Annotated in this window: 12 protein-coding genes; 5 read left to right on the top strand and 7 right to left on the bottom strand. The window is 68.0% G+C overall.

The window, feature by feature from the left end; translation table 11 throughout:
- Positions 1 to 459 precede the first annotated feature (459 nt).
- Positions 460 to 939, top strand: a complete 480-nt coding sequence (locus tag NX1_RS11395; RefSeq protein WP_068057538.1) for a UCP032817 domain-containing protein — start codon at positions 460 to 462, stop codon at positions 937 to 939.
- Here NX1_RS11395 and NX1_RS11400 read toward each other — a convergent pair.
- From NX1_RS11400 to NX1_RS11410, 3 genes are all read right to left on the bottom strand, one after another.
- Positions 932 to 2,704 (bottom strand): SDR family oxidoreductase, encoded by a 1,773-nt coding sequence (locus tag NX1_RS11400; RefSeq protein ID WP_068057487.1) that lies wholly within the window; start codon positions 2,702 to 2,704, stop codon positions 932 to 934. The genes NX1_RS11395 and NX1_RS11400 overlap by 8 nt on opposite strands.
- A 36-nt stretch (positions 2,705 to 2,740) precedes the next feature.
- Positions 2,741 to 3,760, bottom strand: a complete 1,020-nt coding sequence (locus NX1_RS11405; protein WP_157119680.1) for a PDR/VanB family oxidoreductase — start codon at positions 3,758 to 3,760, stop codon at positions 2,741 to 2,743.
- 83 nt (positions 3,761 to 3,843) lie between these two features.
- Positions 3,844 to 4,746 (bottom strand): metal-dependent hydrolase, encoded by a 903-nt coding sequence (locus NX1_RS11410; protein WP_068057491.1) that lies wholly within the window; start codon positions 4,744 to 4,746, stop codon positions 3,844 to 3,846.
- 274 nt (positions 4,747 to 5,020) lie between these two features.
- On the opposite strand from NX1_RS11410, the gene NX1_RS11415 reads away from it, so the two are divergent.
- On the top strand, positions 5,021 to 6,418 hold the full coding sequence (locus NX1_RS11415) for a WS/DGAT/MGAT family O-acyltransferase (protein WP_068057493.1): 1,398 nt from the start codon (positions 5,021 to 5,023) through the stop codon (positions 6,416 to 6,418).
- A gap of 60 nt (positions 6,419 to 6,478) precedes the next feature.
- On the opposite strand, the gene NX1_RS11420 is transcribed toward NX1_RS11415, so the two are convergent.
- Complete coding sequence (locus tag NX1_RS11420; RefSeq protein WP_068057496.1) at positions 6,479 to 7,372, bottom strand: alpha/beta fold hydrolase; 894 nt, start codon at positions 7,370 to 7,372, stop codon at positions 6,479 to 6,481.
- 187 nt (positions 7,373 to 7,559) lie between these two features.
- Between NX1_RS11420 and NX1_RS11425 the strand changes: the two genes are divergently transcribed.
- A complete protein-coding gene (locus NX1_RS11425) occupies positions 7,560 to 8,300 on the top strand; it encodes a glucose 1-dehydrogenase (protein ID WP_068057540.1) in 741 nt (246 codons plus the stop codon).
- Between the two features lie 116 nt (positions 8,301 to 8,416).
- Here NX1_RS11425 and NX1_RS11430 read toward each other — a convergent pair whose 3' ends face one another.
- Positions 8,417 to 9,040: a LysE/ArgO family amino acid transporter gene (locus NX1_RS11430; protein WP_068057498.1), complete on the bottom strand. Its 624-nt coding sequence runs from the start codon at positions 9,038 to 9,040 to the stop codon at positions 8,417 to 8,419.
- Between the two features lie 74 nt (positions 9,041 to 9,114).
- On the opposite strand from NX1_RS11430, the gene NX1_RS11435 reads away from it, so the two are divergent.
- Entirely contained in the window at positions 9,115 to 9,999 is an 885-nt protein-coding gene (locus NX1_RS11435; RefSeq protein WP_068057500.1) for a LysR family transcriptional regulator ArgP, read from the top strand.
- A 177-nt stretch (positions 10,000 to 10,176) separates the two neighbouring features.
- On the opposite strand, the gene ppnP is transcribed toward NX1_RS11435, so the two are convergent.
- Both ppnP and NX1_RS11445 read right to left on the bottom strand, forming a co-directional pair.
- Positions 10,177 to 10,488, bottom strand: a complete 312-nt coding sequence (gene ppnP / locus NX1_RS11440) for a pyrimidine/purine nucleoside phosphorylase (RefSeq protein WP_068057503.1) — start codon at positions 10,486 to 10,488, stop codon at positions 10,177 to 10,179.
- Positions 10,489 to 10,522: 34 nt separating this feature from the next.
- Positions 10,523 to 10,888 carry a winged helix-turn-helix transcriptional regulator gene (locus tag NX1_RS11445; protein WP_245668442.1) on the bottom strand — a complete coding sequence of 122 codons (366 nt, stop codon included), beginning with the start codon at positions 10,886 to 10,888 and terminating at the stop codon, positions 10,523 to 10,525.
- Between the two features lie 71 nt (positions 10,889 to 10,959).
- Between NX1_RS11445 and NX1_RS11450 the strand changes: the two genes are divergently transcribed.
- The gene (locus NX1_RS11450) at positions 10,960 to 11,724 is read left to right on the top strand and encodes an SDR family oxidoreductase (protein ID WP_068057504.1); all 765 of its coding nucleotides are present in this window, start codon (positions 10,960 to 10,962) and stop codon (positions 11,722 to 11,724) included.
- The last annotated feature ends 16 nt before the right edge of the window (positions 11,725 to 11,740 follow it).

An 11,740-nucleotide genomic window follows, 5' to 3' on the forward strand; every position in this document is an offset into this window, starting at 1 on the left:
CAGGAACCCCCGCCGCAGCTGCTGCCTCCACCGCAACTGCTACCGCCGCCGCCACAGCTACTGCTTCCTCCACCACAGCTGCTGCTTCCCCCGCCGCAGCTATTGCTACTACCACCGCCGCACCCGCTGTCGCCGCCGCTGCCGCCCGAACAGCTGCTCCCCGAGTCCCAGCCACCGCCGCCGCACCCGCTGCCGTGGCTGCGGTGCCCCATCCCGGCGCCGCCCGCGGACCAGGGCCCCTGCCCGCGATTCGGCGGCCACCCCGGCTGCCGCGGCGGCGCGCCGACCGCCTTGACCAGACCCACCACGAACGCCGCGACCGCGCCCCCGATCAGCAGGACCAGGATGAGAATCAGGACGATGAGCGCAGCCGCCATGACGGAATGGTAGCGGCGCGCCGCCGTACAGTGAATCGTGCCGTTTTTCCGTTCCCGACAGCGCCTCCGCCGCCAGGTCGACCTGCGCGACGTCGAGCAGGCCGTGGCCGCGCTGGAACTGCCCGAGGCCGTCTTCAAGACGTGCCCGTGGCAGCCGCGCGAGCTGGTGGAGACCGGCCTGCGCCAGTGGCTGCGCTGCTGCGGCGCGGCTATGCGCGACGGCCAGGTCATCGGCATGCCATCGCACGCGGTGGACGAGGCCTGGCACGGCCTGATTCTGTGCACGGAGCGCTACGCCGCGTTCTGCACGGCCGCCTACGGCCGCTTCCTGCACCACTATCCGGACGGCGACGCGCCGAGCGAACCCGCCGCGCACAGCTCGATGGCCGAGCAGCTGGGCCGCACGGTGGTGGCGTGGTCGATGGTCGCGCGACCGGACGAGACGTGCGTGCTGTGGGATCTCGACAGCAAGGTCGGCGTCGACCACCCGTGGGGCATCGACGCCCGGCGCGTCGCGGCGATCGAGGCCGAGCTGCACCGGGCGCCGCCCGACCCTAGGTGAGCTTCACCCGTGCCGCGAGGAACCGCACCACCGCGGGCGCGAAGCGGTTGAACTGGTACTGCAACCGCGCCTCCGGGGTGACCGGCACGATGCTGCGGTCGCGCCGGACGGCCCGCACGATCTGGTCGGCGACCTTGTCCGGGGTGTAGCGGCGCATCCGGTACAGGTTGTCGTACTTGGCCTGCTTGCGCTTCTCCTCCTCGGCGCTGACTCCCGAAAAGGTCGTGGTGGCAACGATATTGGTATGCACGATGCCCGGGCAGATGGTGTGGACCGAGACGCCGCGGCCCGCCAGTTCGGCGCGCAGGCAGTCGGAGAACATGAAGACCGCCGACTTGCTGGTCGAGTACGCGCTGAACCCCTGCTGCGGACTGTAGGCGGCCATGCTGGACAGATTGACGATGTGCCCGCCGAGTCCCCGCTCTGCCATGGCGGCGCCGAAGGCGCGGCAGCCGTTCACCACGCCGCCGAGGTTGATCCGCAGCACGCGGTCGAACTCCGCCGATGGCGTGTCGAAGAACCCGCCCGCTTGGCCGATGCCCGCGTTGTTGACCAGGATGTCGGGCACGCCGTGCGCGGCGATCACCTCGGCTGCGTGCGTGGACACCGCGGCCTCGTCGGCGACGTCGAGCCGATAGGCGTGCGCCACACCGCTTTCCGCGGCGATCAGCTCTGCGGTCTGCTTCGCCGCGTCCAGATTGATATCCGAGAGCACGATTTCGGCACCGAGCCGGGCGAACGCCAGCGCGGTCTCGCGGCCGATACCGCTGCCGCCGCCGGTGATCACCACCAGTTGGTCGTCGAATTCGTTTCGGGTCCGGTCGGTTTCGGCACGACGCAGACCCCGGGGCGCCGCGCCGCCATCCAGGGTGTCGATAAGCTCTGTGGTGGCGGTGGCCAGCAGTTCGGGGTGCGAGAACGGCATCCAGTGTCCGGCGGGCACGTCGCGCCGCCAGAGTCGCGAGACCCACTTGCGCTCGTCGTCGTATCCGGCGGGGCGCACCGCGACATCGCGGCCTGCCACGATCAGCTGAACCGGCACCTCGGTGTGCCGGTCGCGCGGAGCGCGCATGCGCTGCACGATGTTCGCGCGGTAGATCAGCAGACCGTCGACGATGTCGCGCCGGAAGGTCGGGGCCAGGGTCACCGTCGAGATCGGCGTATCGTTCATCAGGGAAACCGCGCGCTGCCAACGCTCTTCGGTGCCGAACGCGCCGAAGGCGGCCCTCGGCAGTCCCGGCGTCATGAAGAACGCCGTGTACGCCGAGGACAGCAGCTGGGTGAACGGCTGCCACACGTTGCGCGGGGTCGGCCGGGACAGCCTGGCGCGCACCCACTTTCCGACGTGATCGAGATTCGGGCCGGACACGGAGGTGAACGACGCGATCCGAGCGGTGGCGCGCGGTTCGCACACCGCCTCCCACACCTGTATGGAACCCCAGTCGTGGGCGAGCACGTGCACCGGCGCATCCGGGCTCACCGCGTCGGCGACGGCGAAGAAATCGTTCGCGAGCGCGTCCAGCCGGAAGTCGGCGGTCCGCCGGGTACGGGTGGACCGGCCATGCCCGCGGGTATCGTAGGTGACGACGTGGAACCGCCGCGCCAGCAGCGGCACGACGGCGTTCCAGAGGTGATGGGTGTCCGGCCAGCCGTGCACCAGCACCACGGTCGGGGCCGCTGGGTCGCCGTATTCGTAGACGGCGAGCTCGAATTCACCACTACGCACGATCCGTTCGATCGCTTCCGAGTCGATATCCGTTGTCATCGACGTCTCCTTGTTCTCCCGGTCGGAGGGGTCCTGCTACAGGTCGAGCACGAGACGCCCACCGTCACAGCGCGATACGCAGGCCAGCATGTCGCCGTCCGCGCGTTCGTCCTCGGTGAGCACGGTGTCGCGATGGTCCGGCTCGCCGGCCAGTACGCGCACCTTGCACGTCCGGCAGAAGCCCTGCCGACACGAATATGGTTGATCAGGACGGGATTTCAAGAGGGTGGCCAGCGCCGACTCGTCGGCGGGCACGCGGAGCACCTCACCGGTGGAGGCGAGCTGGATCTCGAACGACCGCCCGTTCACGACGGGCGGCGGCGAGAAACGCTCGGAATGCAGTTCCACACCGCGCATCCGGCGCACCGCGCCTGCGACGGTGTGGGTCATCGGCACCGGGCCGCAGCAGTACACCGCGCTGCCCGTCGTGACGCCGGGCAGCAGCGCGGCCACGTCCGGCAGTCCGTGTTCGTCGTCGGTGCGCACGGTGACGCGGTCGCCGAACGTCTCGATCTCGTCGAGGAACGGGATGGTCTCGCGACTGCGGCCGACGTACACCATGGACCAATCCAGGCCGAGCCGCATCGCCAGCCGCGCCATCGGCAGGATCGGGGTGATTCCGATGCCGCCCGCGACGAAGTGCAGGTGCACAGCGGGCGAACCGTAGCCGGGCACCGCGAACGGGAAAGCGTTGCGCGGACCGCGCACGACGATCGGGGTTCCGACGGGCAGTGCGTCGTGCACCTCGACCGAACCGCCGCCGCCGTCTTGGATGCGGCGCACCGCGACCCGGTAGGCGCGCGTGTCGGCCGGGTCGCCGCACAGCGAGTACTGCCGCAGCTTGCCGGAGGGCAGCTCGAGATCCAGGTGCGCGCCTGGCCGCCACGCGGGCAGTTCGCGCCCGTCCCGCGCCTCGAGCCGCAGGCTCACCACGTCCTGGTCGTGCGCCTCGACCCGGCGCTCGGTGACGACGAGCGCGAGCCTGCGTTCGTCGACCTTCGGGTGCAGATCCCGCCGGTTGACCAGTGCGGCCCAGCGCAACCGGGCCGTGGCCATCGCGTCGAACACCCGCACCGCCCGGTCCCGATCGCGCTTGCCGAAAAGATCGGCGGGCAACTGCTCGGGGACGACCCTCGGGCTCACGAGGCGACCGCGCGCGCCGCGGGCGACGTGGCCAGGTACGCCACCGCCTGCGCGGTGGAACCGACCGTGTCCGGGTTGTAGCCGGGCTTGAACGTGGACAGCGCACTCCACAGCAGCGAGGGTACGCCGGGCAGTGAGCCACGCCACATGGCGCCGAACACCCGCTTGATCAGCCGCGGGTAGCCGAGATCGGGCAGCGCGGGGTCCTGCTGGACCATGAACTTGGTGCCGCGGACCACCAGCGAGAGGAAGATCGGGAACACCAGGACCATCAGCGCCGACCTGCGGACGTATCCCGCACCGAAATACACCGCCACGTCGTGGGCGACATGCCGGTGCTCCACCTCCTCCGCGCCGTGCCACCGGAACAGGTCGGCCACCCGCGGATCCGCGCCGAACTTCTCCAGGTCGGCGTTGAGCACCCAGTCGCCGAGGAAGGCGAAGAAGTGCTCGAGGCAGGCGATGAACGCCAGTCGCTCCACCATGATCTGGCGCTGCGCGATGCCGTCGGCATCGGTGGGCCCGAGCGTCTTGCGGAACAGATATTCGGCTTGGCGCACATAGGGTTCCGGATCGATGCCGTTCGCCGCGAGCACCTCGTGCAGCACCTTGTCGTGCGTCTCGGCGTGCATCGATTCCTGGCCGATGAAGCCGAGCATCGCCTCGCGGAGCTTCTCGTCCTTGACGAAGGGCAGCGCCTCGGCATACGCGGCGCAGAACATGCGCTCACCCTCGGGAAGCAGCAGGTTCAGCGAATTGATCAAGTGCGAGGCGATCGGCTCCTCCGGCATCCAGTGCAGCGGAGTGTCGGCCCAGTCGAACTGGACATTGCGCGCGTTGAGCGCCACCTCGCCCGGATCGGTGTCCGGCCGCCGGTGAGCCCTGCGAAGTAGCTTCATCGGTACTCCCTCGATCCTCATACGTGCACCTCGGGGCGCGAATCGGCATGGTTCGTGCGCCGATTCCTGCGCGGGTGTAGCAACGATCATACACGTATATGGAACTGGCGGTAACACACATATGTGAACCGCGCCCCTGAACCGCGACGCGCGCGACAATCTCGGCATTCATCCGATGAATTCGGTTCGCCAAGTTGACAATAGGGGTCGCCACTGTGACCCATCTCCCCTGAATCGAACACAAAATTAGAACACGTTCTAGTAGGCTTTCGCTATGGAACGATTGACCGGACTGGACGCCAGTTTCCTCTACCTCGAGACGGGAACCCAGCATCTACACGTGTGCGCCCTGCTCATCCTCGACCCGACGTCGGACGGCGTGCGGTACTCCTTCGACTCCTTCAAGGCCGAGCTCGGCCGCCGGGTGCCGCTCATTCCGCAAATGCGGCGGCGGCTGCACGAAGTGCCGTTCAACCTGGACCATCCGGTCTGGGTGGAGGACCCCGACTTCGATCTCGACTACCACATCCGGCGCATCGGTATCCCGAGTCCGGGCGGCAGGAACGAACTGGCCGAACTGGTCGGAGACATCGCCAGCAGGCCGATGGACCGCGATCGGCCGCTGTGGCAGATGAACGTGGTGGAAGGCGTCGACGGCGACAAGGTCGCGGTGATCTGCAAGTACCATCACGCCGCCGTGGACGGCATCACCGGCACGAACATGATGATGCACCTGTGCGATATGGAACCGGGCGTGACGCGACCGGAGCCGACCGAGGAATGGCGGCCCGAGGCGGCGCCGAACGACTGGAAACTGCTGGCCGAGGCGACCGTTCGGCTGCCAGGCAAGATGGGGATCGTCGGCATGGTGCCCAAGACCGTCGGCATGCTCGCCGGTTTCGCACAGCGACGGCGAAACAATCAGGCGGGCATGGCGATTCCGCTCACCGCGCCGCGCACCCCGTTCAACAGGGCGATCACGCCGCACCGCACGGTGGCCTTCGCCGAAGCGGATCTGGCCGCCATCAAGGAGATCAAGACCGCCTTCGACGTGAAGGTCAACGACGTGGTGCTGACCGTCGTCGGCGGCGTGCTGCGCGCCTATCTGGACAAGCACGACGAACTGCCCGATCGCTCGCTCATCGCCTCGGTGCCGGTCTCGGTGCACGAATCGTCCAAGCACACAGCGGGTATCAACAAGGTCTCCTCGCTGTTCTCCGAGCTCGGCACCGACATCGCCGACCCGGTCGAGCGGCTGCGCGCGGTGGCCGCGGCGAACCAGAACGCCAAGGAAGAGCACGATCTGATCGGCGCCGACTTCCTCCAGGACTGGTCGAAGTACGCCCCGCCCAACACCTTCCAGCTCGCGGCTCGGGTCTACTCGTCGTTCAAGCTGGCCGAGCATCATCCGGTGGTGCACAACCTCGTCGTCTCGAACGTGCCGGGCCCGCCGATGCCGCTGTACTTCTTGGGTATCAAGGTGGACGCGATGTATCCGTTCGGGCCGGTGTTCCACGGGGCCGGACTCACCGTCACGGTGCTGTCCAACAACGGTGATCTCGACTTCGGGTTCATCGCCTGCAAGGAGCTCGTCCCCGATCTCGCCGCGATGGCAGATGCGGTGCCCGGCATCATCGACGAATTGCGCACCGCGGCAAGCGAAGTGGAATGATCCATGCCGCCCTGTTCGCCACCGACGCCGAACAGGGTCTCCGGCAGCGGTTTTCGCCGGTCACTGCTGTTCGGCCACCGCGGCGCAGCCATCGAGCAACGTCGGTACGAAGCGCTCGGCGCCGAAGACACATCCCGTATGCCCCGTCCCCGCCAGATGAATGGTCGCGCCGGGAATCATCGTCGCCATCTCCAGCTGCCGATACACCGGAATCGCGTGGTCGCGGGTCGTGATCACCACCGCCGTCGGCGCCGTGATCGCGCTGAGCCAGGCCGACGCGTCGAACCGTCCGACCTCCGCGATCACCTGGGCCAGTGCCCATCCGCTCGTGCTGCGGAATTCACTCAGCGCCCAGCGCTCGAAACCGCCCGGCGGCCACGTATGCTCCGGCAGTTCCGACAGCCTGCTCGCGAATGCGTCGATGCGCCGCAGCGAATACGGCCCGATGGCATCGGCGAACGCGCCGAACATCTGATGAAACGCCCGCTCACGCCACTTCTCCCGGAACCGATACGGCGTCGCGCACAGCACCAGTCCGCCGACGCGGTCCGGATGACGGTGGGCCGCCGTCAACGCGACAACGCCGCCGAGCGAATAACCTGCGCAGAGAGGGCGCTCGACGCCCATGGCGTCGGCGAGCGCCAGCACGTCGTCGGCGCAGTCGTCCACCGAGAAGCGCGGCGACCTGATGCCGCGCCCGTGCCAGCGCTGGTCGAACAAGATCACCCGGTAGTGCTGGGCGAGCGCCGCCAGCGCGGGAAACCAGGTGAGGTAGGCGGTGCTCGCGGTGCCGTGCAGCAGGATCACGGTCGGTGCGCCCTCCGGCCCCGGCATGTCGACCACGTAGGTGCGCCCCCGGCCCGCCAGCTCGACCAGGCGGCCGCCCGGCACCTCGGCGATATCGGGAACGCCCGCGCGGTGGATCCACCGTCGGATCCGGTCGGGATTCGCCATCCTAGGCCTCCTCCGGACGCCAATACTGAAACACGTTTCATTCGATGATGCCACAGCACCGCGGACCGGTCTGCCCTGCGCGACGGAAATCTTCGCCTCGCGAAGCCACTGAACCAAGCCGATGTTATGTAACGTGTTCACGTCGGCCATCGCCGACGCTGATTCCGCGACGGACGGAGGTACCGCAATGGGGCGGCTGACCGGCAAGGTGGCCTTGATCAGCGGTGGAGCCCGCGGCATGGGCGCCGCGCACGCCAGGAAATTCGTGGCCGAGGACGCGCGCGTCGTGCTCGGCGACATCCTCGACGACGAGGGCAAGGCGCTGGCCGAGGAACTCGGTGACCACGCTGTCTACGTCCACCTCGACGTGCGCGAGAAGGCGGACTGGCAGGCTGCCGCCGCCGAAGCCGTACAGCGGTTCGGCGCGCTGAACGTCCTGGTGAACAATGCCGGGATCGTCAACGGAAACCTGCTGGTGGACTTCGCGCTCGAAGAGTGGCAGCGCATCGTCGACATCAACCTGACCGGCACCTTCCTCGGCATGCAGGCGGCGACCCCCGCCATGATCGAGGCGGGCGGCGGCTCCATCGTCAACATCTCCTCGGTGGAGGGCATGCGCGGGAGCCCCGGCCTGCACGGGTACACCGCGACCAAGTTCGCCGTCCGAGGGCTCACGAAATCGACCGCGCTCGAGCTGGCGCAGTACGGGATTCGGGTGAATTCGGTGCATCCGGGTCTCATCAGCACGCCGATGACCGAGGGGATTCCGCCGGACTTCCTGCAAATTCCGCTGGGGCGGGCGGCGGATCCGCAGGAAGTGTCGAATTTGGTGACGTATCTGGCGAGTGACGAGTCGTCGTATTCGACGGGCGCCGAGTTCGTTATCGATGGCGGGTTGACGGTGGGGGTACCGCACAAGACGTTCTAAAGGACTGACCGCTGCGATAGCTTGCTCGCAGCCCTTTCCCGCGCCTTCGCATAGGCCCTGACCTCTGCGAGGCGTCGAAACGGAAGGCCTGGTCGACCTCCCGCCGGGCTGGATCGTCAGCCGGCGAGCAACAGGCTTGTGGCAAGGGTGAACATCACCAGGGCGATCGCCGAATCCAGCACCCGCCAAGCCGTCGGCCGAGCGAAGAGCGGACCGAGGAGGCGGGCACCGAAGCCGAGGCCGACGAACCACAGAATGCTGGCCAGCATCGCGCCCGCGCCGAGGAACCAGCGGTCGGGCGGCGCGTAGGTGTTGGCGAAGGAACCGAGCAACAGGACCGTGTCCAGGTAGACGTGCGGATTCAGCCAGGTCAGCGCGAGGCAGGTGAGGATTGTCGCGCCGAGTGCCACCGACGCACCAGCGCCGTCGGCGGTGAGAGCGCCACCGGACAGCGCACGCCGCGCGGCCAGGACGCCGTAGCCGATGAGGAACGCCGCACCCGCATAGCGCACCACCGTCACCACCGAGGGCAGCGATTCCACCAGCGTCCCGAAACCGGCGATGCCAGCGGCGATCAGCACGATGTCCGACAGCGCGCACACCGCGACCACCGCGGCGACATGCTGGCCGCGCACGCCTTGACGCAGCACGAAGGCGTTCTGCGCGCCGATCGCGACGATCAGCGACAGCCCGAATCCCAAACCGGAGAGTGCGGCGAAGCCCGCCGAGGAAACCGTCACGTCGATCGACGCTAAATCCCTGGCCTTCAACCAGACAAGCTAAAGATTCTGAAGCATCATTAGACTTTCTTAACATGGAATTGCAGCTCGATCAGCTCAGGGCACTCAACGCGGCGATCACCGAAGGAACCTTCGAAGCCGCCGCGCGCAGTCTCCGCATCACTCCCTCGGCGGTCAGCCAGCGGATCAAGGCGCTCGAGGACGCCGCTGGTCGCATTCTGCTGCAACGGACGAAACCGGTGCGGGCCACCGAATCCGGGCTCGCGGTGCTGCGCCTCGCCCGCCAGATCGACCTGCTCACCGGCGATACCGCTCGCGAACTCGGCGACGCCGACCACCCGGTCGACCTACCGATCCGCCTCCCCATCGCGGTCAACGCGGACTCCCTGGAGACCTGGGTCATGCCCGCGCTTCGCGACGCGCCGCCCGGCGTGTGCTTCGAAATCCATCGCGAAGACGAGGAACACACCACCGCGCTGCTGCGCGACGGCACCGTCATGGCGGCCATCACCGCCACCGCGAAGCCGGTGCAGGGCTGCAAGGTCGACAAGCTCGGCGCCATGCGATACCGCCCGATGGCCAGCCCGGCGTTCGCCCGCACCTGGTTCGCCGATGGGCCCACCGCGAAGGCCTACGCCGCCGCGCCCGTTGTCCTGTTCGACCGCAAGGACGACCTGCAAGACCGCCACCTCCGCCGCCGCACCCGCCAGCCGATCGACCCGCCTCGCCACTACGTCCCTTCCTCGACGGCCTACGGCACGGCCGTCCGCCTCGGCCTCGGCTGGGGCATGCTCCCCGACCTTCAGACCGCCGCCGACCCGTCGACGAGTTTGGTTCCGATAGACGGGGATTCGTACATCGACGTGCCGCTGTACTGGCAGCAGTGGAAGTTGCATTCGCCCGCGTTGAGCGCGGTCGCGGGGGCGATTGCCGAGGCGGCCGCGGCGGCGTTGCGCTGAATTGTCGAGCGCACCGCGCCGGCTATGACGTGCTCAGCACCGTGTCCGAGCGTTTTGGCGTGTCTCGGCCGGTGTCCGCAAACCATTTCTCTGTCGACGGAAGTCGAATGGTGTCGCGACGGCTCGGACGGCGCTGCCTGGATCGACTTGCTGCGCCGATCCCGGCGCCGTCTTCGATCAGCCGAAGTGGCAGACGTAGTGCACCGTGTCGAGCACCTCGATCTGGAACGAGCTGTCGCCGGGCACGCTGAACGACTCGCCGCCCTTGTAGGTGACGGCTTCGGTCGCGCCGGCGAGGGTGACCTTGCACTCCCCCTCGATGAGTTCCATGATCTCCGGAGCGGCGGTGGTGAAGGTCAGGGTCGAGGGCAGGATGACGCCCACCGACTTGGCGGTGCCGTCGGCCAGCTGGATGCTGTGGCTGACGCACTTCCCGTCGAAGTAGACGTTGGCCTTCTTCGTGACGCTGACATTCTCGAACTGCGACATGGTCTCTTTCCCGTGCTGAAGTGGAGCCGTCAGCCTACTGGAGCGGCGCGGCGGCTCCGGTGCCCGCCGGGAACGACGCCGCCCACCGCCGCGACCACTCCCACACCGGACGCAGCGACTCCCCGAGTTCCCTTCCGGCCGTGGTCAACTCGTACGACTTGTCAGGTTTCTTGACGATCAAGCCCGCCACCTGAAGGTGCTGCAATCGCACCGACAACATGCTCGACGAGCACTGCCCCATCCGGCGCCGCAGCTCGAGAAAGCCCAGCGTGCCCGGCTCCAGCTCCCACACGATGCGCAGCATCCAGCGCTGGCCGAGCAGTTCCATGGCGGCCAGCATCGGTTCGTTCGCGGGGTCGGCCTCGCCCCGCGACGGCTTCGCACCGCTTGCACTTCTCATTTCGAACCACCATAGTAATTCTGATTTAGAAGTAGTCGAGCGGGCAGCGGTCCGCGGAGGAAAGGAACGCGGTGCACGAACGGGACAGCTCGACAGACCGGCGGATCGCACTCATCACCGGCGCCTCCCGCGGTATCGGCGCCGACACCGCCCGCATCCTGGCGGCTCGCGGCGACCACGTGATCGTCAACTACCGCGAGAAACGCCGCCGCGCGCAGACCATCGCCGACGAGATCGCCGCCGCGGGAGGCAGCGCGTCGATCGCGGGCGCGGACGTCTCCGACGAGGCCGCCGCGCGCGCACTGATCGCCGACATCGCCACCGATTTCGGCCGCTTGGATGTCCTGGTGCTCAACGCATCCGGCGGACTCGAGCGTGGCGCGGCGCCGGACTACGCCATGTCCATCAATCGCGACGCGCAGCTACGCCTGACCCGGCTTGCTCTGCCGCTCATGCCATCCGGGGGCCGCATCGTCTTCGTCACCAGCCACCAAGCCCACTTCCACGGCCGCAAACCCGTTCCCGCCGACTACGAACCCATCGCCGCCAGCAAACGCGCAGGCGAGGACGCCCTCCGCGCGCTCATCCCCGAACTCGCCACGCGCGGAATCACTCTCACCGTCGTCTCCGGCGACATGATCGATGGCACAATCATCGTCCGCCTCCTCGAACGCCGCGACCCCGGCGCCGTCACCACCCGTCGCGACCACGGCACCCTCCCCACCGTCGAAGAATTCGCCACCGCCATCGCCGACGCCACCACGGCCGCGACCGAATCCGGCCACACCGTCTACATCGGCGGCGGCGACTACCTAGCGGGGACGTCGATCAGCTAGCGGCGCGCCACCCGCC

Origin of the sequence: Nocardia xishanensis NBRC 101358 (assembly GCF_001613365.1) — a bacterium.
In the GTDB taxonomy this organism is placed as follows: Bacteria; Actinomycetota; Actinomycetes; order Mycobacteriales; family Mycobacteriaceae; genus Nocardia; species Nocardia xishanensis.

Bases quoted from the DNA above. Each gene is read 5' to 3' on its own strand.
- NX1_RS11405 (WP_157119680.1), bottom strand. From the start codon at position 3,760: ATGGCCACGGCCCGGTTGCGCTGGGCCGCACTGGTCAACCGGCGGGAT.
- NX1_RS11415 (WP_068057493.1), top strand. From the start codon at position 5,021: ATGGAACGATTGACCGGACTGGACGCCAGTTTCCTCTACCTCGAGACG.
- NX1_RS11435 (WP_068057500.1), top strand. From the start codon at position 9,115: ATGGAATTGCAGCTCGATCAGCTCAGGGCACTCAACGCGGCGATCACC.
- NX1_RS11445 (WP_245668442.1), bottom strand. From the start codon at position 10,888: ATGAGAAGTGCAAGCGGTGCGAAGCCGTCGCGGGGCGAGGCCGACCCC.
- NX1_RS11410 (WP_068057491.1), bottom strand. From the start codon at position 4,746: ATGAAGCTACTTCGCAGGGCTCACCGGCGGCCGGACACCGATCCGGGC.
- ppnP (WP_068057503.1), bottom strand. From the start codon at position 10,488: ATGTCGCAGTTCGAGAATGTCAGCGTCACGAAGAAGGCCAACGTCTAC.
- NX1_RS11425 (WP_068057540.1), top strand. From the start codon at position 7,560: ATGGGGCGGCTGACCGGCAAGGTGGCCTTGATCAGCGGTGGAGCCCGC.
- NX1_RS11420 (WP_068057496.1), bottom strand. From the start codon at position 7,372: ATGGCGAATCCCGACCGGATCCGACGGTGGATCCACCGCGCGGGCGTT.
- NX1_RS11400 (WP_068057487.1), bottom strand. From the start codon at position 2,704: ATGACAACGGATATCGACTCGGAAGCGATCGAACGGATCGTGCGTAGT.